The organism is Actinoplanes sp. GCM10030250 (assembly GCF_042666575.1).
Taxonomy (GTDB): domain Bacteria; phylum Actinomycetota; class Actinomycetes; order Mycobacteriales; family Micromonosporaceae; genus Actinoplanes.
Map to the genome: position 1 here is coordinate 141,672 of NZ_JBHTDO010000024.1, position 21,749 is coordinate 163,420.

Consider the following 21,749-nt stretch of genomic DNA (forward strand, 5'->3'; position numbering starts at 1 on the left):
GCCGCTACTCCTGATCCGCCGGGAAGACCCAGGCCGGGGCGTTGTCGGGCGGCGCCGCGAACATCCGCTCCCGCATCGGGCTCACCAGCAGGTTGATCTCGGGCTGCACCTCGCGCATCGAGTGGGCGACGACGAACGGTTCGCTCTCACCGTTCCACGGCTCGGCGGCGGCCTTCTCCGGGCTGGTCATCAGCGGGTACGTCTGGCCCTCCTTGCCCTTCTCGTACACCAGCGACATGGTCATCTTGTCCGCGTGCCGGTGCCGTTTCGCCCAGCGCTGCAGGCGGTTGTGCAGCCGGTCGTTGGCCTCGCCGGCGACCACCTCGTCCCGGGTGCTGGCCAGGATCCGCTCGTTCAGCCGGGCGATGAGGTGCTGGATCGCCTCCTGCTGCGCCTCGATCCGGCCCGCGTTTGCCTCCGGCGACAGCCCGTCGGCGAGGTGGGCCTGGCTGACCCGGAGCGCGCCGACGAGGACCCCGTCGATGCCCCGGTCGAGCGAGGTCGGCGAGAACGGGGTGACCGACAGCGCCTCGACCTGCTTGTAGAACGTCTCGTGGTAGTGCCGGAACTGCTCGAAGTGCGCCAGGTCGCGGGGCCGGGCCCAGTTGCCGAGCGAGACCACCAGACCCGGGCGGTTCGTCGGGTCGCGGCCGACACGCGAGGACGCCTGGATGTACTCGGCGGTGTTCTTCGGCTGCCCGACGACCAGCATCAGCCCGAGCCGCTGCACGTCGACACCGACCTGCAGCATCGAGGTGGCCAGCACCACGTCGAACGGCGCCGCGGGGGCGGGCGGCGGCTTCTTGCCGTCCTTCACCGCCGCGATCCTCGCCAGCGTCGCCTGCGTACTCAAATGGTCGGGGTCGAAAGGGACCGCGAGCTGGTCGAGGGTTTCGGCGATGTCGCGTGACGCGATCCGTGAGGTCAGCTCGCCGGTCCGCAGTTGGCTGAACGCGGCACCGACGCGGCGCGGAAATCCGGAGCTCCGGGCCGGCCTGCCGACCCGCGTCTGCACGTCGTCGGCGACATACCGGGCCATACCCGCAAGCTCACGCGTGGCATTGAAATAGCCGACCAGCGTCATGTACGGGTCGGCCTGCGCGCCGCACCGATCGAACAACGTCTGCCCCGCCAGCAGCAGCACCTCGGCGACCCGGATCTCCGCGCTCGACAGCCGTACGCCCTGCGCGCAGACACCGATGTAGCGCCGCCCCGGCGTTCCCGCGTCCGGTGCGATCTCGCGGGAGAAGAACGTGTCGGCGACGTCGAGCACCTGGGGCGGGAAGATCTCCACCCCGCGCCCGTACAGGCTGCGCACCTGCCCTTCGGCGTTGCGCACGGTCGCCGTCGACGCCACGATCAGCGGTTTGACCGTCGCGCCGCCGGCCAGCTGCCACGTCGCCACCGTCTCGACCACGACCTCGAACAGGCCGACAGCGGTACCGAGCGCCCCGGTGATCAGGTGCAGCTCGTCCTGGATGATCAGGTCCGGTGGGCGCAGCCGGGCGGTGGGCGCCACGGTCGCCGCGGGCAGGCCCTCCTCCGCGTTGTGCTTCGTCTTGATCGCACAGCCCGCGTAATCGGGATGCACGTACCCGTGCCTGCCGCATTTGCGTGAGACGTAGCCGAACAGTGCGGCGGCCTCCCCCTCGCGGGCCAGCCGGGCGAACTTGTCGACCGTGGCGATCACGAACGCCGGTGTCAGCCGGTAGATCTCCTCGTCGACCGTCAGCACCGGCAGGCCTTCGGCGCTCCGGCCCTTGGCGAACGGGCACTGCGCCAGGTCGTCGCCGCAGAACACCAGAATGCGGCGGTCGGCCTTGCGCGCCTTGACATGCTTCGGCGAGATCGGCGTGCCGCACCACGGGCACCGCTGGATCTGCAGCACGGTCAACCGGTGGCCACGGCCGGGATCGTGCACCTTGTCGAGCTCGATCTTCGCCTCGTCCCAGCGTTTCGGGCTGACGTCGGTGCCGACCCACAGGCCGATCCGGAACGGTGTGGCACCCCAGGTCTGCTCGTCGGCCCGGCGTAGCAGTTCCGCGGCGCACACCATGGCGGTCGCGCGCTGGAACTGCTGGGCGGTCAGCAGCCGCAACGTGTAGCGCATCAGCACGGCCACACCGTCGGAGCCGTCGAGGTCGCCGCCGGTCGCGGCGACCCGGCCCTGCCGCCGGCGCATGGCGAACGTGAACGCCGCCAGCCCCAGGTACGCCTCCGTCTTGCCGCCGCCGGTCGGGAAGAACAGCAGCTCCACCTGCGCGAGCTCGCCGCTGCGCGCCGGTGCCGCCGGATCGGTCAGCGCGGGCAGCTGCATGAGGATGAACGCCAGCTGGAACGGCCGCCACGTCGGTGCCGCCTTCGGGTCACCGAGGACCTGGGCGGTCGCGTCGTCGATGCTCAGGTGCTCGTCCGCGTTGCGTGCGGCGGCGATCAGGGAGTGCTGCCGCTGTTCGTGCATCACCCGGTTCATGAACTGGAAGCAGCGCAGCGCCTCGGAGCCCTCGGTCAGGCAGGCGAGCCCGGCGGCGAGCCGCTGATGCGCGCGGGCCGCGTTGTGCAGCACCACGTCCGCGGTGTCCCGCAGATGCGGGGGCAGGCTCTCGGCACGGGTCCGCTGACCGGCGAGCCAGGCCCCGTACCCGTCGATCAGCGGTGTCAGGCCCGCCTTCACTTCGGCGGCACCGGCCTCGGCCAGCCCGGCCATGCTGAGCAGGGCACCCTCGACCGACCGCGCGTGGACCTGCGGGGTCTCCGCGGTCGGCAGCCACGACGTCCACACCGCCGTCGCGCGCCGCGCGCCCGGCTCGACCGACCAATCCACCGAACAGGTACGCCCCACCGCGAACTCCAGCCGATCCCGGTACTGCAGATCCAGCCGGCGAACCTCCTCGTCGTGTTCCGGCCAGTTGTCGGTGAGCACGTCACGGACCGGCAGGAACACCGCCGCACCGCCCGCCTCCACCCGCAGCCGGGTCTGGAACAGCCACTCGTTCACCGGGATCCGCACCGGCGTCACCCGGTCGTTGCACAACGCGATCTCCACCAGGCGCCGGCCGTACCGGGGATCGTCGAACCGGTCGACCCGCACCTTCACCTGGTCGGCGACGGTGAACTCCGCGGTCCGGCCGGGAGTCAGGTCAGCCAGGTTGATCGTTGTGGTGTGCTGCTGCGGTGTCCGCCGGTACTGCTGGCGGGGCCGGCCCTTCGGCTCGTCACCGGTTTCTTCGAGGGGTTCGCTGCGGTAGACGCCCCAGCTCGACACGACGGTGAACTCGTCGAGGTCCTCCGGCACCTGGAACCGCAGACCCATCGACGCGGGCACCATCAGCCCCTGCTTCGGTGCCCGGTCGTCCACCGCGTCGTCGCCGCTGTCCGCCGTGCTCTCGTCCGGCGCCGTCGCCGGCACACCCCGCTGGGCGTGCACATCCTCGTCCTGCACATCGGCGAGCACCGCGTCCTCGGCCGGGGCGTCCAGCCGGGTGCCGGCCAGCTTCACCGGCGCGATGTGACCGACCAGGTAGAGCTGGCGCGGGCTCTCCAGCAGCACCTCTTCCGGCCCGTTGCGCGGGCCCAGAAGCTCACGCTCCAGGATGTCGGCCAGGTTCTCCCGGACGGTCGCACCCGTCCCGTCCGGTTCACGCGACAGCTCGTACGCAAGGGCCGGGGTCTCAGGCATGGGAGTGACCCTTCCGCGAAGCCACCGGGGTCTGGTTCGCCGCGCGCCGATGGTTCTCCGCCAGCAACCGATCGAGGATCTCCACCCGGGTGGCCGGGCTCACGGACCACCGCCGCACCTGCCGGTAGGTGTCGAACTCGTGAGTCATGTCGAGATCGCCCCAGCCGTACGCCTCGGCGACTGCCTGATCCAACTCCACATGGATCTCCCGGAGCCGCCGCACATCAGCATCGGACTCGTCACCGATCTCGGGATCGTTGATCAGGTTGTAGAGCCTTGTCAGCCCCGACTGCCGCCGCAGCATGATCGCCCGGCGGGTGGCGTCCAGCTCCCGCCCGGCGGCCTCGGCTCTCGCCGTCGCCGGCGGAAGCGGGAAGGTCTCCCACACCTCCGAAGGCGTGTACTGCGGGTCGGTTCGCAGCGTCGTGCCGTACTTGACGGCCCACATCTGATGAACCGACGAGGACAGGAAAGCCTGATCGGTGAAGGCCCCGGTGATGAAGACAACCGTCTTGTCGTTGAACACCTGATCGGTCCGGACCCGAACCGGCATGACGGTCTTGGACACCCGGGCGATTGCCAGGACCTCGGTCAGCGGCTCGATCGCCGTTCGCATACGCGGGCGTACGGCCTCGAACTGCCACCACTTGTCACGCACATTCGGACGCGGGCTGTTCCTGCGCTCCGGTTTCACCAGGCGCTCCACCCGCTGGAACGGCAGCCGGTAGGCCCGGCACTCCTCCAGCTCACGCGTACCGAAGTCGATGACCCAGCGGCGGGGCCGGCAGTCCGGTGACGCGTTCAGGTCCTCACCACTGAGGTAGGGGCGAACGACGTCCCGGTAACGCTCGTCGGCGGCGATCCACTCTTGCGCCTCGGCCGGGTCGAGGACGAAGCCCGTACCGTTGACGATGCATCCCTGGAATGCGACGTTTCTGTTCTCCTGGAGGCTCTTGGGTCTACCGTCGATCGCTCCTTCCGCCTCCAGGAGGGTGGAGATCCGCTTCACCGGCGCATCGTCGGAGAAGCGCCGGACCAGGTCGTTCATGCTGTCACGGGTCGCCCAGACGGCCGCGTACTCGAGGTTGGCGCCGCTCGCCGGCCACTTGCGGCTGCGCACCGCCCGCGAGATCTCGGTACCCCGCTCGACCAGCCTGTCGAGGCCGACCTGCCGCGTGTCGCCCTGGGCGATCGTGTTGGTGCCGATGATGCCGATGGTGCCGGTGGACCGGAGCAACCCGTGCGCCTGGAGGAGGAAGTAGGCAACCAGATCCGCGCTTCCGCGAGCGCCTTCGGCGGCGACGTTGATGAACCAGTCGCGGACGTTGGTGCCGAGCGCGCCGGTCAGTTTCTGCCCGCCGAGGAACGGCGGGTTGCCGATCACGGCGTCGAATCCGCCACGGTCGAGGACCACGTCGGGCAGTTCGAGGGCCCAGTGCAGCGGTTGCCAGGCCGGGTACTCGGTGGGGACGGTCGGGGTCAGCCCCTCGTCGATGATGGCGTCGAGCATGGCGGGCGACTCCGGGTGGCCGTTCGCGGGGAAGGCGAGCGCGACGGCCGTCTGCAGGGCCCGGTAGGTGTCGTCGAGCGCGCGGCCCGGATTCCCGCCGAGCGCCAGCCCGGCGGCCACCACGCCGTCCGCCACCCGGCGCAGCTGGGCGGTGAGGTCGCGGATGCGGCCGAGCTGCCGCTGTTTCGCGGAGGTGTTGCGCTGGGGATCACGCTCGTCGACCTCGGTGGCCAGGCGTCGGCGCAGGTCGGTGACCTCGGTGACGATGTCGTCGATGCCGGGGTCGAAGAGGCTGGCCTGCTGGTGTTTCGGCGGGTTGATGTGCAGGTGGCGGAGCTGGTCGAGGCTGGTGAGCCCGAGCAGCGAGTTCCCGCAGAGGACCTTGTCGTCGACGAAGGAGAACGGCAGGTCGCGGTCGAGGGAGACGAGCCAGAGGGAGAGCTTGCACATCTCGACGGCCATCGGGTTGATGTCGGCGCCGTAGAGGCATCGGGCGACGACCTGCCGGATGGCGTGCTGGAGGATGTCGGATCGAGCCGGGGCGCCGGGCTGTTCGGCGGCCCAGGCCTCGACGAGTCGGGCGCCGAGATAGCGGGCGGCGCTGACCAGGAAGGCGCCGGATCCGCAGGCGATGTCGGCGACCTTCAGCGCCAGGATCTCCTCCGCGGAGCGCAGTCGCCATTCACTGGAGTCGTTGGTCTGGTACGGCCCCGGCGAGTAGCAGAGCGGTTCGAGCGCGTGGTGGACGATCTCCTCGGCGAGGGCTCGTGGTGTGTAGTGGGCGCCGGAGTGCCGTCGTGAGGGTGTCTCGATGACCAGCAGGCCGCCGTCGAGAACGACGACGGGCCGGTCGCGCAGGTCGGCCCGGACGATGCCGGCGAAGCGGCGGATCCGTCCCCGCAGCCGCGCGTTGCTGGTGACGGTGCGCAGCATCCGGTCGGCCTGCTCGCCGGGGCCGGCGGTGAGCAGCCTGGCCAGGGTTGCCGCGGTCCTGGTCTTCGATCCGGGCTGGTCCTGCTTGGTCCAGGTGATGACCGCGGTGGCGAGGTCCCTGGGCTCGGGGTGGTCGGAGGCGAGGCGTTCGAGGACGCCGAGGGGGATCTCGGGTTCCTGGCCGGGAGTGCCGACGAGCCCGAGGACGGCTTGACCGCGGACGACGGTGCAGGAGTAGCCGAGCAGGCCCTCGTAGATGTAGCCGATCTGCTCGACGTCGACGTCGCGGAAGGAGATGCGGCGCGCGGGCCGGCCCTTGAGCTCGGCGACCTGGACGGCGCGCAGCACGGCGAACATGACCCGGTCGGAGATGGGGACGGCGAGGGTGCCCTGTGGTCCGAGTTCCGTCAGCAGGGGCATGTGGCCGGGGTCGAAGAGCGATCCTCCGTACGCCGGCATGCGCATGTTCTCGAACGAGGCGCCGCCGAAGAGAGCCTGGCTGGTGGCGAGGAGACGGTGCCAGGTGAGGTAGGTGGAGTCGAGAGCCTCCTCGTGCTCGTGGCGGGCACGGTGTTCGAGGCGGTCGAGCTCGCCGCTGATGCCGTACCCCTCGGTGAAGAGCGCGGAGGTGGGCAGCAGGCCGCGCTGTTCGGCGAAGAGCAGGAAGACGACGCGCATCATGACGGTGACCGCGCTGCGGTAGACCTCGTGCGGATCTTCGGGCAGTGGGTCCGGCCGGCCCCGGCGGAGGGCGTCGGCGGCGGTCTCGGAGAACGCTTGGACCAGGGTCTCGACGGCGCGGCGGACCTGGGCACCGAGGGCTTCGGTGATCTCCTCAGCCTCGGCGACAGAGTCGGCGAAGAGCCTCGGTAGCCGCTCCTCGGCGGCGCCGCCGATCAGGTATTGGCGATCCAGCAGGGCGAGAAACGCGTCGCGGGCGCGGCCCTCCTCGATCCAGGTCTGTGAGTCGACGATGCCGGACGCGACGGGGGTGCCGGTGCCGGCACAGACCAGGGCCCACCAGCGTCCGTCGGTGACGACGCCGATGGGTACGCCGCTGTCGCGCAGCATCTGTTCGAGGCGGTCGATCGGGGTGGCGGCCCAGCCGTCGCCGCCGGCCTGGTGCAGGCTGTCGACCCGGTCGACCACGTGGACCAGGGCGCCGACGCCGTCGGGGCCGCGCAGGAGCGCGGCCGGGATCACTGTGACCGCCTGGTTGGGGGAACTGGCCCGCGCGCCGGGAACGGTCACGACCGGTGGCCATTCCAGGTGGCGCTGCCAGCCGGCGACCCTTTCCAGAACGGTACGCACCCACGCGTCACGGGCTTCGCGGTACGCGCCGACGGCGGCGGCCTCACCCAGGCGTACGCCAGAATCGGTCTTCTCCCAGATCGCCTCGAACGTGGCTTTCGCGGTTCGCAGGGTGTCGCGGCGGGCCGGCTCCAGGCCGGGCATGCCGTGTGGCCAGACCCGGAGCAGCGGCGGGACGGCGAGGAACGGTCCGTCGGTCTCGACTAGCTCGAGCCAGGTGCGGTGGGAATCAGCGGGGCTCGCGGCCTGGGAACGGGTCCTCACCGAAACGACCATAAATGCGAGCGTAATTCACGTTAGCCGCCATGATGTGCGGTTCGCCCAGCTCAGCTTGCCGCGTCCTCGGGGGTGAGGGCGAAGATCAGGGCCGCAGCCGTGGTGTGCGGCTTGATATCGGTGTAGCGGGCCTCGATGGCCGCGATCTCGCGGGCCTCCTCGTCGGACAACTCGGCCTCGCGGCGGCGCATCGCCTCGATGTCGCGCTGCCGTTGCCGCTGCTGGTCCGGATCCTCGGGGATCAGCGACAACTGGGTCTGCCGATCAGGAGCGGTCAGCTCTTCGAGAGACGCGATCAGGTTGTGCCGGAACGCCGCGAAGATCTCCTGCGCCCGCGCCGCGTCGGAATCCTGCCGCCGGGCGAGCCGCCCGGTGACCTGAGTGTGCCGGGAGCCGGCCCGCTTCTTGATCGACTCCTCCAGCCGGGTGCGCAGCGGCGAATTGGCCTGGTTCCACTGCGCGGCCAGCCTGCGGCGTGCGGCCTTCGACGCGAGCTTCAGCCGCGGTGCGTCGAGAGTGAGATCAAGCGCCGCCTCGGCGCGTTCCCGGGCCATCGCCCGGCCGCCGTGCAGCCGCACCGCGGCCAGGAAAATCTCTTCATGCAGCCGTACGCCACCCTGCCCCACCAGCACCATCCGTGTCACAGCGGCGACGACGGACTCCGGCAGGTCCCTGACCACCACGGCGGTCACCCGGTTGAGAGGCGACTCCGCGCTCCACAGTGACCGGCGCAGCAGCCGCTGGGCCTTGGCGACCAGCGGATGCCCCAGGTGCACGTACGCGATGTCGTCACGGCCTTTGGCCTGCTCGTCGTCGAAGGTGAACGGCCGGGGCCGGCCCGGATCGAGCTTCGTGTCGAGGCCGACGAGCGTCTGCTGCCAGGCGGGGCTGACCGCGCCGACCTCGTAGACGCCGTCCTCATCGGACGGGAACAGTTGCGGCTGGTTGTTGATCCGCAGGGCGGTGTCGACGACCCGGCGCAGGTTGGCCGGCCGGAGGTGCAGGCCGGCCTTGCTGTCGGCGTAGCCCCGGGCCAGTTCGGTGAGGCGCACGTTGAGCTCCCGGCTGCCCTTGAGCACCCGGTTGACGACCTCGTTGGCGTCCACACCGGTGAACGGCGCCGGCGTGGGCCGATGGGCACCGTAGTGCTGCTGGATCTCCGCGCCGATGACCTCGTTCACCGAGCCCAGATCCCGCGCCACCTGGGCCACCTTGCCGGCGACCCGGGCCATGAAGCTCATGTCCGCGGCGTACGTCGTCGAGGTGTTCCGCGGCACGAAGTGGAACACCTCCGGCGGGTGCGCCTGGCCGTAGCGGTCCACCCGGCCGATCCGCTGTTCCAGCCTGGACGGGTTGAACGGGATGTCGAAATTGATCAGCCGATGACAGCGGCGTTGCAGGTCGATGCCCTCACCGGCCGCATCGGTGGCCAGCAGCACCCGCACCGGGTGACGGGACGGGTCGGCCGAGAACCAGGTCCGGATGAGCTCCCGGTCCTCGCTGGGAGTCGACCCCTGGATGACCGCGAGGACCTTGCCGTAGCCGTGCTGGTCCAGGATCCGCTCCAGCCAGTCGGCGGTGTCGGCGTACTCGGTGAAGACCACCACCCGTTCCTCGTTGAAGGCGCCGGCCGGCCGGCAGATCTCGTCGAGACGGGCGATCAGGGCACCGAGGCGGGAGTCGGCGCGGTTCTCGTACTCCAGGCCCCAGCGCGCCAGCCGTTCCAGAGTCCGCGTGTCCCCCGGCGGCGAACCCTGCCGCAGGGCCGTGGCCTCGTCCTGCTCCCACAACCCTTCCTCCTCGTCACTGGCATCAGCACCCAGGATCTCGTCGTAGCCGGCGAGCAGCGCCGCCGCGCTGCCGTCCCAGTTCTGCAGGTACGCGGTCAGCGTGGTGCCGAACGCCCACGGGCTCGACATGAACCGCTTCTTGAGAAGCATCGCCGTGATGTCACCGCCGCCGCCGCCCCCGCCGCCCCGAGGGCCCTTGCGGGCACGGAGCACGGCGTCCAGCTCAGCGAACCGGGCCTGCTCGTCGTCGGACGGCGTGAACCCGATGGTCTCCACCGTTCGCGGCGGGAAACCCATCTCCGGCAGGTCGCTCTTGAGCCGGCGGACGGTGACCTCGTCGAGTGCTTTCGGGTCGAGTCTCGCGCCACGCTGGAACCGGCGCGGATCGACCATCTCCAGCAGGGCCGTGAACGACTCCGGATGGCCGTTGTGCGGTGTCGCCGACAGGAACAGGCGGTGCTCACAACGGTCCGCCAGCGCGCGCACGGCCGTCGTACGGAGGGTGTCGATCGCGTACCCGCGCGCGCCGGTCGGTGCCGGCGGGCTCGACGGCGCCACGTGGTGCGCCTCGTCGACCACCAGGATGTCGAACGCGTACCGATGCGCCGAACCCCGTGACGCCGGGGCGTACATGTCCCGCAGCAGCCGCTGGGCACGCAGCTGCGGCAGCCACGCCATGCTCACGATCACCCGTGGGAAGATCCGGAACGGGTTCGCCGCCAGCCCGTGCGCCCGGCGCGCCTCGCGCATCATCTCGCTGTTGACGATGACGAACCCCAGCCCGAACTTGTCGCGCATCTCGTCCTGCCACTTCACCGACAGGCTCGGCGGGCACACGATGATCGCGGTCCGGGCCCGGTGCCGCAGCAGCAACTCCTGCACCACCAGCCCCGCCTCCACCGTCTTGCCCAGGCCGACGTCGTCGGCGAGCAGCAGGTTCGTGCGTGGTGCGGCGAGGGCCCGCCGCAGAGGTTCCAGCTGGTACGCCTCGACCGACACACCGCTGCGGAACGGCGACTGGAACGACCTGTCGTCAGCGGACGTGACGGCACCCCAGCGCATCGCGTCGACGAACCCGGCCAGGTCGTGCGGATCGTCGAACGCCTCCTGCATCAGGGTGACCGGCAGTCCCTGAGCCGGCGTGATCGTATGGCCGACCTCCAGCTCCCAGATGACTGTCAGCTCCTCGCCGAGCCTGTCCTCGTCAAGCGCCTGCAACGTGACGGCGTGATCAAGCACCGGGGCTGACTCGTCCGCCGGGCTGCGCGGCAGGCTCTGCTCCACGACGTGCGCGACTGCCCAGGTCGAACCGCGTACCTCGACGATCTGACCGGGATCCGGCACCGCCGGCACGACAGGCGACATCGTCTGCACTGCCATGAGCCCTCCCGCCACGCACCGCTGGAACGCCCCATCATCACCACCCGGTACGGGGCCGGGCAGCAGATTGGCGGAGCGCACCCCGGGCCCTTCGAGGGACCGCTATATTGCCGCGCCCGCGGTTCTCTAGGCTGGGGTCATGAAGGTTCTGTCCATCCAGTCGGTGGTCGCCCACGGCCACGTCGGTAACTCCGCGGCCGTGTTCCCGCTGCAGCGCATCGGTGTCGAGGTCGTCCCGATCCCCACGGTGAACTTCTCCAACCACACCGGCTACGGCGCCTGGCGGGGGCCGCTGCTCCCACCGGCGGACGTGGCGGAGATCCTCCTCGGCGTGGAAGAGCGCGGAGTGTTCCCGCAGGTCGACGCCGTGCTGTCCGGATATCAGGGCGGGGCGGGCATCGCCGACGTGATCATCGACGCGGTGCGCCGGATCAAGGCCGCGAACCCCGCGGCGCTCTACGCGTGTGACCCGGTCATGGGCAACGCCAAATCCGGATGCTTCGTCGCACCCGAGATCCCGGTTCTGCTGCGCGACCGGGTCGTGCCGGTGGCCGACATCATCACCCCGAACCAGTTCGAGCTCGGGTTCCTCACCGGCACCGAGCCGGCGAGCATCGAGTCGACCCTGGCCTCGGCCGACCTCGCCCGCGCCATGGGCCCCTCGACCGTGCTGGTCACCAGCGTGGAGCGCCCAGACCGGGAGGACGGCGTGATCGAGATGCTCGCCGTGGACGATGCCGGCGCCTGGCTCGTGACCACGCCGCACCTGCCGTTCAAGGCGAACGGCTCCGGTGACGTCACGGCGGCCCTGTTCACCGCGCACTACGTCGGGACCAAGGATGCGGCGGTGTCGCTGGAGCGTACGGCCTCCAGCATCTTCGACCTGATCGAGACCACCTACCGCTCCGGCGAGCGCGAACTCCAGCTGGTGCAGGCCCAGGAGTTCTACGCCGCGCCGCGCATGCAGTTCAGCGCCAAGCAGGTGCGCTGAACTCAGCACCGTGAGCGCCAGCTGAGCTGGAGGGGCGGCCTGGGCGGGCGCGGGGCGGCGGGGCGTGGGGCGGCGGGGCGGCGGGGCGCGGACGTAGCCTGGGGGCATGCGGTTCGGGGCGCACCTGCCACTCATCGACTTTGATGGGCGGGGGTGGCGGCCGGGGGAACTGGGTTCCTATGTCGACGTTGCCCGGCAGCTTAGGTATGACGCGGTCGGGGTGAACGATCACCTCGTGTTTCAGCGGCCGTGGCTGGACGGGATCGTTGCGCTCGCCAGTGTGATCGAGCGCAGTGGTGACATGCGGCTGGCTACGACGGTGGCGTTGCCTGTGGTGCGTGGGGCGGCGGCGCTGGCGAAGGCCGCCGCTGCGCTGGACATCCTCTCCGGGGGCCGGCTGGTTCTGGGCGTCGGGCCGGGATCGTCGGCGCGGGACTACGCTCTCGCGGGCCTCGACTTCGACGAGCGCTGGCCACGGTTGGACGACGCGATCCGAGCGATCCGGGCGCACCTCGGCGGCGCGTCCGCGTACGAGAAAGATGGCGGCGCGTCCGCGTACGAGAAAGGTCTGGTGCTGCAGCCGGCGCCGGTTCGCCTGGCGGGACCACCGATCTGGATCGGCAGTTGGGGGTCGGAGGCGGGTATGCGGCGCGTCGCCAGGCTGGGTGACGGCTGGCTGGCGTCGGCCTACAACGCGTCACCCGCGCAGGTGGCGGAGGCGAGGGCGCGGCTCGGTGTGGCACTGGAGCGGGCCGGTAAACGGCTCGACGGCTTCGAGTGTGCGCTGGCCACGATGTGGATCTACGTCACGGACAGCGGTTCGGAGCGCGACGAACGCCTGTCCGCGCTGGGCCGGATGCTGAACCGTCCCGCCGAGCAGCTCCGGGAGCGGGTTCTCGTCGGGCCGGCGGCGGAATGTGCCGCCACCCTGCGTGCCTACGCCGAGGCCGGAATCGATCAGGTCTTCGTCTGGCCGCTCGCGGACCCGCACGACCAGCTGGAACGCCTCATGCGGGACGTCGTGCCGCTCGCGGTGCGCCCCTGAGCCGCCGGGTCACGCCCTCCAGGATCGAGATCATCTCGCTGACCACCGGTGGCTGGTAGGCGCTGTCCGGGTAGGCGACCGAGATGCGGCGCACCGGTGCGCCGACCCGGATCTGGCGGACCTCGACGCCGGCCGGTGCGCGGGCCACGGCCAGGCCGGGTATCACGGCCACGCCGAGGCCGGCGGCGACGAAGGCCTGCACGGCGCGGTAGTCGTCGGAGGTCAGCGACACGCGCGGGTCGAAGCCGACCGCCCGGCAGGAGTGGCGGACGATGGTGAACCACGCGCTTCCGGGCCGCCCGCCGACCCAGGATTCCTCCGCGAGATCGGTCAATTCCACCGTACGGCCGCCGGCTGCCGCCCGGTGACCGCGCGGCAGGACGGCCTGGAAGGTGTCGTCGAACAGGTCGACCCGGCCGCCGGTGAACCGGGTGGAGCCGGCCAGCACCTCGTTGTCGTAGATCACCGCGAGGTCCAGCTCACCGTCGTTCAGCCGGGGCAGCAGCCCCTGGAGGTGGTCGTCGACAACGGTCAGCGCCGTGCCGGGCTGCCGGTCGCGCAGCTGGGCGAGGGCGGCCGGTACGAACGTGGTCAGCGCGGTCGGGAAGCTGCCGAACCGCAGGCGGCGGCCCCGGCGGCCGGCGATCTCGGCCAGGTCCTGCTCGGCGCTGTCGAGGCGTGCGGTGATCGCCCTGCCGTGGCGGACCAGCGCGTGACCGGCGTCGGTCAGCGCCATCGGCCGCGTGCCCCGCTCCACCAGGGGCAGCCCGGCCTGCCGTTCCAGGGCGGCGACGTGCTGGCTCACCGCGGACTGGGTGAGGCCGAGCGCCTCGGCGGCGGCCGAGAACGATCCACAAGTGGCGATCTCGCACAGCACGCGGATGGCCCGGACGTGGCCTATTAGCTCCACTAATCGGCCTCCAGCGTTCGGCATTGTCACTAATACAGCGCCAGCCTAGCGTCCGGTCCATGACTAGCATCGACACCACTTCTCAGATCGATTCCGACAAGCTGATGGCCTTCGTGTTCCGGGCCGTCGAAGAGGTGGGCGCGACACTGAACTGCGCCCTCGTGGTCATGGGCGACCGGCTCGGCTACTACCGCGACCTGGCCGCGCACGGTCCGACCACCCCGGCCGAGCTGGCCGAGCGGACCGGAACCGGCGAGCCGTACGCCCGGGAATGGCTGAACGCGCAGGCCGCCGGCAAGTTCGTCGAGTACGACGCCGGCACCCGCCGGTACACGCTGCCCGCCGAGCACGCGGTGGCGTTGACGGACGAGAACAGCCCGGCGTTCCTGCCCGGGTTCTTCCAGATCGCACACGGAACGGCGCGTGACGCGTACCGGATCATCGAAGTTGCCCGTCTTGGTTCCGGGCTGGGATGGCACGAGCACAACGACGACGTCCATGTCGGCTGTGAGAGGTTCTTCCGGCCGAGCTACGCGGCCAACCTGGTGAGTTCCTGGCTTCCCGCGCTGGACGGCGTGGTCGGCAAGCTCGAGCAGGGTGCGAAGGTGGCCGACGTCGGATGTGGCCATGGCGCGTCCACCATCCTGATGGCGCAGGCGTACCCGAAATCGGTCTTCACCGGCTCCGACTACCACCCCGAGTCGATCGCGACCGCACGCGAGCGGGCGTCCGGCGTGCGGGGGCTGGAGCGGGTGCGGTTCGAGGTTCGTTCCGCGACCGGCGCATCCGGCGGCGACTACGACCTGGTGACCATGTTCGACTGCCTGCACGACATGGGTGACCCGGCCGGTGCCGCCGGGCACGTGCGGGACATGATCGCCCCCGACGGCACCTGGATGATCGTCGAGCCGGCGGCCGGCGACCACGTCGAGGACAACCTCAACCCGGTGGGCCGCGCCTACTACGGATTCTCGGCGCTGCTCTGCACACCGGCGTCACTGTCGCAGGAGCCCGGCACCGCCCTCGGCACCCAGGCGGGCCCGGCGCGCATCCGCGAGATCACCACCGCCGCCGGATTCACCCGGTTCCGGGTGGCCGCCCAAACACCTTTCAACAATGTGTACGAGGTCCGGCCCTAGACACGGCGGCCGGCCAGACCGGTTGCAGCACGTGCCAGTCGTGGGGATGGCGGCGGACGGCACCGGTGAAGACGTCGGCCAGCTCCTGCGTCATCGCCGCCACCCGGGCCCGGGTGGCGGTGTCACCGCCCGGGACGATCTCGGGGTGGATCCGGATCCGCAGCAGGGGACCGTCGTACCAGAGCGACGCGGGCAGCAGCGCGGCACCGGTGCGCAGCGCCAGCTGTGCGGGCCCGGCCGGGAACGTCGCCGGCGCATCGCAGAACCGCACGCCGATGCCGGCCCCGGACGTGTCCCGGTCGGCGACCAGGCACACCACCTCGCCGGCACGCAGCCGCTGCATGAGCGTGGTGACCGTCCGCCGAGTCTCGTCGGCGGGGAGAACCTCGGCGCCGAGCTCCGCACGGTGGCTCACGAACCGCTGGTAGAGCCGCTCCGGGCGCAGGCGTTGCGCGACCGTGGTGAACCGGTGCCCGTTCAGCACCAAGGCGGCTCCGGCCAGGTCCCAGTTGCCGCTGTGCGGCAGCGCCAGCACCACTCCGCGGCCGGCGTCACGGGCGGCGGCCACCCGGTCCAGCGACTCGAAGACCACGGCGTCGCGGATCCGGTCCCGGCTCCATCCGGAGAGCCCGAAGAACTCCCGCCAGTACCGCAGATAGGAGTGCACGCCCCGAGCGGCCGCGGAGGTCACCGCGGGACTGTCCGCGGCCTGGCCGAGCACCTGGGCCAGGTTGACCCGCAGCTGGTGCATCCCGCCCGCGCCGGACCAGCGCATCGCGGCGGCGGCGGAGCCGAAGACGAGCGCGGCGACCGGGTCCGGCAACCGCGGCGTGGCCCACCAGGCGAGGCCGTAGAGCCGGCTGGCCAGGTCCTCTTCCACGCCGGGATGGTAACGGGTCCGATGTCGACGGGTCACCTGTGCACAAAAGGTGATCCTTCTTCGTCTTCCTGTGTGTGTTCACACCAAGAAGATCATTGGCAGCGGTATCGGCAGGGACGCTCGTCCTGGCGCTGTCGGCCGCAACCGTCGCCGGCAGCCCCGCCCACGCCGCGGACAACCCCACCGGCGGCGCCACCCGGACCGTCACGCTGATCACCGGCGACCGGGTCACCGTCGCCGGTGACGCCGTCACCGTTTCCCCGGGGCCCGGCCGCACCGGCATCCCGTTCGCGACCAGCACCGTCAACGGTCACACCCGGGTGGTACCGGCCGACGCCCTCCCGCTGCTGCGCGCCGACAGACTCGACGAGCGGCTGTTCGACGTCACCGGGCTGATCGCGGCCGGCTACGACGACCGGCGTACCGACCTGCCGCTGATCACCGGCGGTGGCGCGACCGCGAGCGGTACCCGCGTACGCAAGCTGCCCAGTCTCGGCGCGACGGCTGTGCGTACCCCCAAAAAGGATCTTGCCCGTGCCTGGACGGCCCGGACCGGCAAGGGCAAGGTCTGGCTCGACGCCAAGGGGCGGTTCACCGCCGCCGAAGGCGTCCAGCAGATCGGCGCCACCCTCGCCTGGCAGGAAGGACTGACCGGCGAGGGAGTGACCGTCGGGGTGATCGACTCCGGCGTCGACGTCACCCACCCCGACCTCGCCGTGGTCGTCGCCGCACAGACCGACTTCTCCACCGGCACACCCACCACCGGCGACGTGCACGACAACGTCGGCCACGGCACCGCGGTCGCCTCGATCCTGGCGGGCAGCGGCGCGGCGTCCGACGGCCGTTACCGGGGTGTCGCACCCGGAGCGCGGCTGGTCTCGGCCAAGGTCGGCGACTGGGAGGTCACGGAGTCCGCGGTCATCGCCGCCATGGAGTGGACCGCCGGCACAGAGCACGCCAAAGTCGTCAACATGAGCCTCGGCTTCCCGAAAACCGCCGGGAGCGACCCGCTCGAGACCGCGGTCGACGAGATGACCGAGAGGTACGGCACCCTTTTCGTGGTCGCCGCCGGTAACGACGGCAACAACGGCAACGACCCGAACAACGGCGACGACTACCTGATCGGTTCGCCCGCCGACGCCGCCGCCGCGCTCAGCGTCGGCGCCGTCGACCGCAACGACCAGCTCGCGGCCTTCTCCAGCCGCGGGCCGGGCCGGGACGGCGACTCGGTCAAGCCGGAGATCACCGGGCCGGGCGTCGACATCACCCACGCGCTCAGCAGCGATGCCGGCAGTGGGCCGTACGGCCACGGCAGCGGCACCTCGTTCGCCGCGCCGCACGTCGCCGGCGGCGCGGCCATCCTCGCCCAGAGGCATCCTGACTGGACGCCCGCTCAACTCAAGGCCGCCCTCATGGGCAGCGCCCGGCCGGCCGAGGGCCTCAGCGCGTACGCCCAGGGTGCGGGCCGGGTCGACGTGGCCCGCGCGGTGCACACCACCCTGCTGGCCGACCCGCCGAGCCTGAGTATGGGCACCCAGACCGCCGGCCAGGCGATCACCAGGACCGTCAGCTACCGCAACCACGGCACCCAGCCGCTGACCGTCGGCCTGCGGGTAACCGCGCCGTTCACGGTGAACACCTCCGCACTGACCGTTCCCGCCGGCGGCACCGCTTCCGCCCGGGTCACCGCTCCGGCCACGCTGACCGGCGGCGCACACACCGGGCAGCTCACCGCCACCGCCGGCCGGCAGGTCGTCACGACACCGGTCGGCGTGGTCCGCGAGACCGCGAAGGCTGATCTGAAACTGCACGTCCTGGGCCACGACGGGCTGCCCACCGACGGCCACTACACCCAGGTGATCGGGCTGGACACGCCGTACCTGCACGACACCGTCTACGACTACCCGTGGACGCCGGACGTCGAGCTGCGTGTACCCACCGGCCGGTACGCGATCATCACCCAGTACTTCCACGAGGCGGAGGACGGCACCTGGGTCAGCGCCGCGGTCGCGCAGCCCTCGGTTTCGGTCACCGGCACGACCGACATCACCGTGGACACCCGCGTCGCCAGGCCGGTGACCGCCACCGTTCCGGACGCCGGCGCCCGGTTCGACGCCGGATCCGTCGCGTTCGGGGTACGGACGCCGAACGGCTGGGCCTCCTATGCCGTCAACAGCTACGGCGGAGCGCTGAACAGCGCACAGCTCGGCGGGGAGGGGGACGCGCTGCTCTCCGTGATCCGGATGGCGTACACCTCCGACACCGCCGTCTACCACCTCGCCTGGCCGATCAAGGGCCGCGTGCCGACCGGCTTCACCGCCGCCGTCACCGCCCGCGAGCTCGCGGCCGAGACCGGCGAGATGTACCGGCAGGCCACCGGCAGCACCGCCAGCCTGTACGCGGGCGTGCACGTCCCCGGCAACCCGCTGACCTTCGCCCCGCTCACCACCGACCTCTCCGCGACCCGCTACTACACCACCGGCGACGGCGTCAGGTGGAGCACCGGGATGTACGAGTGGCGCGAGGAGGAGAACTACGAGGAGGTCAGGACAGCCGGAGAACCGCGGCGCTACCAGCCCGGCAAGCGGTACACCGCCGTCTACAACGCCCCGGTCGTCGCACCCTGCCTGACCGGCGACGGCAACACCTGGATCGGTGACGAGTTGCGGATCCGGGTGGCGATGAACTGCGACAGTGCCGGGCACATCGGTACGACCAGCAACGTCCCGGGCAGCACCACCCTGTTCCGCGACGGCAGGCAGGTGGCGCTCTCCGAGATCGGCGGTGAGGCCACCTTCCGGGTACCGCGAGCTCGGGCCGGCTATCGGCTGCACCTGGACCAGAGCCGCCCCGCCGCGTTCCCCACCTCCACGCACACCACGGTGGACTGGACGTTCACCGACCCGGCCGCGGTGCCGGCTCTCGGCACGGTCCGGATCAACCCGGCCGGCGCGGGGGTGCGCATGACGGCACCGGCCGGCACCAGTTCGGTGACGCTCGAGGTCTCCGCCGACGACGGTACGACGTGGCAGGCCGCCCCGGTCCGCCGCAACGCCGACGGCACCTACCAGGCAGCCGCCCCCCGCACCGGGTTCACCTCACTGCGGGTGATCGCGAAGGGTTCGCTCGCCACGGTCACCGAGACCGTGATCCGGGCGCTTCCGCCGGCCTGACAGATGCTCCACCGGCCCGCCCCGGGGGTGATCCCGGGGCGGGCCGTGGACTTCATGGCCCCGCCAGGACAACGTCCTGCCTGGATCGGATGACAGTCTCACCGGGAGACTGCGGCGCCCGGCGCGTACGGAGTGGACGGTTTCGCGGTGGACGTTACGGTGGGCTGATGCCTACGAGACTGTCACCAGCGGAATGGGCGCGGCGTCGCCGGGCCGACCGTGTCGATCGCCGGCTCGAGGTCGCCGGGGCTCGGGCGTTCGGGCGACTCGGCCGCCTCGGGGAGAGCTGGCACATCGTCGACTGGTCGCAGACCGGGTTGACCCGGCGGCACGACGAGAACGATCCGGTGCGCGCCCGGGCCGGATTCCTGGCGATCGGGCCCGGCGGGGTCTATGCCGTCACCATCGCCGACCAGGGACTCTTTCGGGTTCTGATCGTCGGTGACGTGGTGCAGATCAACGGCAGACGTCTTCCGTACGTCGCCGAGGCCCGCCGTGCCGCCAGCCGAGCCGCCACGGCGCTGTCCACGGCGGCCGGCATCAACGTGCCGGTGACCCCGGTTCTCGCCTTCGCGGGCGTCGGCGTGATCAGCACACACGGCCTGCCGCCCACCTGCCTGGTCGCCGCCGACCGTGAGCTGGACAAACTCTTCAAGGCCGGCGGCAACCGGATCAACGCGGGCACCGCGGCCCGGCTCGCGCGGATCGCCCGGGACCGCGCCGCGCACGACATCCAGGCCTCGCCCGCCGACCCGATCCGGCCGGCCCCTCCCCGTTAGCGCAGCGTCAGGCCGGTGTTGCGAAGTTCTGGGTCCAGTACTGGGTGCCCGAGGAGGACTTGGCCAGGCCGACGCCGATCTGCTCGTACCCGCAGTTGAGGATGTTGGCCTTGTGACCGGGACTGTTCATCCAGCCGTCCATCACGCTCGCCGCGCTGGTGTAGCCGGCGGCGACGTTCTCGGCGACACCGCGCCACCGGTACCCCTCGGCGGTGACCCGGTCGCCCATGCTGGCCTCCCCCGGCAGCTGGTGCGACATGCTGTTCTGCTGGGCCTGGAGCTCGGAGTGCTTCTGCGCCGCCGCCTCCAGGCGCGACTCGCTGGTGAGGTCCGAGCAGCCGGCCTTCTGCCGTTCGACGTTGACCAGCCGGATCACCTCGGCGTTGACCGACGAGGATCCGCTGTCCCCGCCCGTCGGCGCCTGGGTCGTCCGGGTCGGTGCCGGTGACGGGGTCCTGGTGCGCGGCTTGGTCGTGGTGGGCTTCGGCCGGGCCTGCGAACGTACGGGCGCCGAGGTGGACGCCGACGGCACGGCCGTCGCTGACGCCGACGGTGCGGCCGCGCCCGAAGCGGTGGGCTGCGCGGACGGCGGCACGATCGCCGCGGTGTCGGTGATCTCGGTCGTCGTGGCGCCATCGGCCGGAGCTGTGACGCCGGGAGTGGTGGCGGCCAGGCTGATCTCCCGGTCCCCGGAGCCGCTCCCCGCGACGATGGCGGCCGAACCGGCGCCGATCAGCCCCAGGGCCCCGATGGCCGTGAGGGTGAAGCGGATCCGCCGGTTGGGTGGGGTGGGCACGAACTTTCACCTCGTCGACTCGTGTGGCAGCAACGCTGCCGGAAGCAGCCGACCTACTATTCATTCCCGGTCAGGCGAAAGATCGATAATAAGGAAGCCTTAAGGATCGATTCATCGAAACCTAATCGTCGGCCCGCTGGGCCTCGTCGCTCCCGGGCACCCGGACTGCTCGGCCCGCTGTCGCGGGCACACTTTCCTGCGTACACAACAATGTTTGGTCGTCTCACCACGCGCCGGAAGGACACACCCATGCGATCGAGGCTCGTCGAATTGGATTGGGTCGCGACCCGCATCGGTGAGATCAGCCTGCGGCGGCGCGTCGAGCCCACCACCAACACCGAGGTGTACGAGGTGAAGCTCGGCGACGAGTACCTGATGTCCAGCATGTTCACGGTCGCCGAGGAGGAATTGTCCCGGCTCACCCTGGCCGCCCTGCCGGACGCGCAGTTGAATGACGCGCGGTTGGACGTCGCGCGGTTGGACGTCGTCGTCGGCGGGCTCGGCCTGGGTTACACCGCCGGTGCCGCTCTCGCCGACGACCGGGTCCGATCGCTGATCGTGGTGGAGGCCCTGGCCCCGGTGATCGACTGGCACCGCCGTGACCTGGTGCCGCAGGCCCGGGCCCTCACCACCGACCCCCGCACCACCCTGCTGGAGGGCGACTTCTTCGCGCTGCTGCGCGACGGCACGGGTTTCGATCCGGCCGCACCGGACCGCCGCTTCGACGCGATCCTGCTGGACGTCGACCACTCCCCCGTCAACGTCCTGGATCCCTCACACGCCGACCTCTACACCGCTGCCGGGCTACGCCGGCTCGGGAGCTTCCTGCGCCCGGGCGGGGCGTTCGGGCTGTGGTCCGACGACGCACCCGACGAAGGGTTCCTGGCCCTCCTGCGCGAGTGTTTCGTCGCGGCTACCGCCCACGTGGTGACCTTCGCCAACCCACTGACCGGCGGCGACTCGGCGAACACGGTCTACGTCGCGACCACCGCTCACTAGCCACTCGATTCACAGCGGATCCCCGTTCCCCGTTCGCCCTCAGCCCGCCGGCAACCAGCTGGCTCCCAGTGATGCCTCCCGCAAGGCCGCGAAGTTAAGGGGTTTTGGTGGGTGGCAACACTCGTCCGGTGGATATGAGTGCATAAGGAACGGGACCT

Annotated in this window: 12 protein-coding genes; 6 read left to right on the forward strand and 6 right to left on the reverse strand. The window is 70.9% G+C overall.

All coding sequences use genetic code 11. The features are described 5' to 3' along the window. Positions 1-4 precede the first annotated feature (4 nt). From drmA to drmD, 3 genes are all read right to left on the reverse strand, one after another. A complete protein-coding gene (drmA, locus tag ACFQV6_RS27845; protein WP_378030556.1) occupies positions 5-3,679 on the reverse strand; it encodes a DISARM system helicase DrmA in 3,675 nt (1,224 codons plus the stop codon). Beyond that, positions 3,672-7,697 (reverse strand): Eco57I restriction-modification methylase domain-containing protein, encoded by a 4,026-nt coding sequence (locus ACFQV6_RS27850; protein WP_378030557.1) that lies wholly within the window; start codon positions 7,695-7,697, stop codon positions 3,672-3,674. The genes drmA and ACFQV6_RS27850 overlap by 8 nt, the downstream gene beginning before the upstream one ends. A gap of 62 nt (positions 7,698-7,759) precedes the next feature. Continuing rightward, complete coding sequence (gene drmD / locus ACFQV6_RS27855; protein ID WP_378030558.1) at positions 7,760-10,879, reverse strand: DISARM system SNF2-like helicase DrmD; 3,120 nt, start codon at positions 10,877-10,879, stop codon at positions 7,760-7,762. Positions 10,880-11,018: 139 nt separating this feature from the next. Between drmD and pdxY the strand changes: the two genes are divergently transcribed. Beyond that, a complete protein-coding gene (pdxY, locus tag ACFQV6_RS27860) occupies positions 11,019-11,870 on the forward strand; it encodes a pyridoxal kinase PdxY (protein WP_378030559.1) in 852 nt (283 codons plus the stop codon). 106 nt (positions 11,871-11,976) lie between these two features. Beyond that, complete coding sequence (locus ACFQV6_RS27865) at positions 11,977-12,915, forward strand: LLM class flavin-dependent oxidoreductase (protein ID WP_378030560.1); 939 nt, start codon at positions 11,977-11,979, stop codon at positions 12,913-12,915. Here ACFQV6_RS27865 and ACFQV6_RS27870 read toward each other — a convergent pair. Next, complete coding sequence (locus tag ACFQV6_RS27870) at positions 12,878-13,825, reverse strand: LysR family transcriptional regulator (RefSeq protein ID WP_378030561.1); 948 nt, start codon at positions 13,823-13,825, stop codon at positions 12,878-12,880. The two genes, ACFQV6_RS27865 and ACFQV6_RS27870, sit on opposite strands and share 38 nt — an antisense overlap. Positions 13,826-13,884: 59 nt before the next feature. Between ACFQV6_RS27870 and ACFQV6_RS27875 the strand changes: the two genes are divergently transcribed. Beyond that, positions 13,885-14,964 carry a methyltransferase gene (locus ACFQV6_RS27875; RefSeq protein ID WP_378030562.1) on the forward strand — a complete coding sequence of 360 codons (1,080 nt, stop codon included), beginning with the start codon at positions 13,885-13,887 and terminating at the stop codon, positions 14,962-14,964. Here ACFQV6_RS27875 and ACFQV6_RS27880 read toward each other — a convergent pair. Continuing rightward, positions 14,936-15,844: a phosphatidylinositol mannoside acyltransferase gene (locus ACFQV6_RS27880; protein WP_378030563.1), complete on the reverse strand. Its 909-nt coding sequence runs from the start codon at positions 15,842-15,844 to the stop codon at positions 14,936-14,938. The genes ACFQV6_RS27875 and ACFQV6_RS27880 overlap by 29 nt on opposite strands. Positions 15,845-15,939: 95 nt before the next feature. Here ACFQV6_RS27880 and ACFQV6_RS27885 point away from each other — a divergent pair, with 95 nt between their 5' ends. Together ACFQV6_RS27885 and ACFQV6_RS27890 are read left to right on the forward strand one after the other, a co-directional pair. Beyond that, positions 15,940-19,017: a S8 family serine peptidase gene (locus ACFQV6_RS27885; protein ID WP_378030564.1), complete on the forward strand. Its 3,078-nt coding sequence runs from the start codon at positions 15,940-15,942 to the stop codon at positions 19,015-19,017. A gap of 167 nt (positions 19,018-19,184) precedes the next feature. Next, entirely contained in the window at positions 19,185-19,796 is a 612-nt protein-coding gene (locus tag ACFQV6_RS27890) for a hypothetical protein (RefSeq protein WP_378030565.1), read from the forward strand. Positions 19,797-19,803: 7 nt separating this feature from the next. Here ACFQV6_RS27890 and ACFQV6_RS27895 read toward each other — a convergent pair whose 3' ends face one another. Continuing rightward, positions 19,804-20,592, reverse strand: a complete 789-nt coding sequence (locus ACFQV6_RS27895; protein WP_378030566.1) for a CAP domain-containing protein — start codon at positions 20,590-20,592, stop codon at positions 19,804-19,806. A gap of 249 nt (positions 20,593-20,841) precedes the next feature. Here ACFQV6_RS27895 and ACFQV6_RS27900 point away from each other — a divergent pair, with 249 nt between their 5' ends. After that, on the forward strand, positions 20,842-21,591 hold the full coding sequence (locus ACFQV6_RS27900) for a spermidine synthase (protein WP_378030567.1): 750 nt from the start codon (positions 20,842-20,844) through the stop codon (positions 21,589-21,591). The last annotated feature ends 158 nt before the right edge of the window (positions 21,592-21,749 follow it).

Coding starts and splice junctions, on each gene's coding strand:
- drmA (WP_378030556.1), bottom strand. CDS start 3,679: ATGCCTGAGACCCCGGCCCTTGCGTACGAGCTGTCGCGTGAACCGGAC.
- drmD (WP_378030558.1), bottom strand. CDS start 10,879: ATGGCAGTGCAGACGATGTCGCCTGTCGTGCCGGCGGTGCCGGATCCC.
- pdxY (WP_378030559.1), top strand. CDS start 11,019: ATGAAGGTTCTGTCCATCCAGTCGGTGGTCGCCCACGGCCACGTCGGT.
- ACFQV6_RS27865 (WP_378030560.1), top strand. CDS start 11,977: ATGCGGTTCGGGGCGCACCTGCCACTCATCGACTTTGATGGGCGGGGG.
- ACFQV6_RS27875 (WP_378030562.1), top strand. CDS start 13,885: ATGACTAGCATCGACACCACTTCTCAGATCGATTCCGACAAGCTGATG.
- ACFQV6_RS27890 (WP_378030565.1), top strand. CDS start 19,185: ATGCCTACGAGACTGTCACCAGCGGAATGGGCGCGGCGTCGCCGGGCC.
- ACFQV6_RS27900 (WP_378030567.1), top strand. CDS start 20,842: ATGCGATCGAGGCTCGTCGAATTGGATTGGGTCGCGACCCGCATCGGT.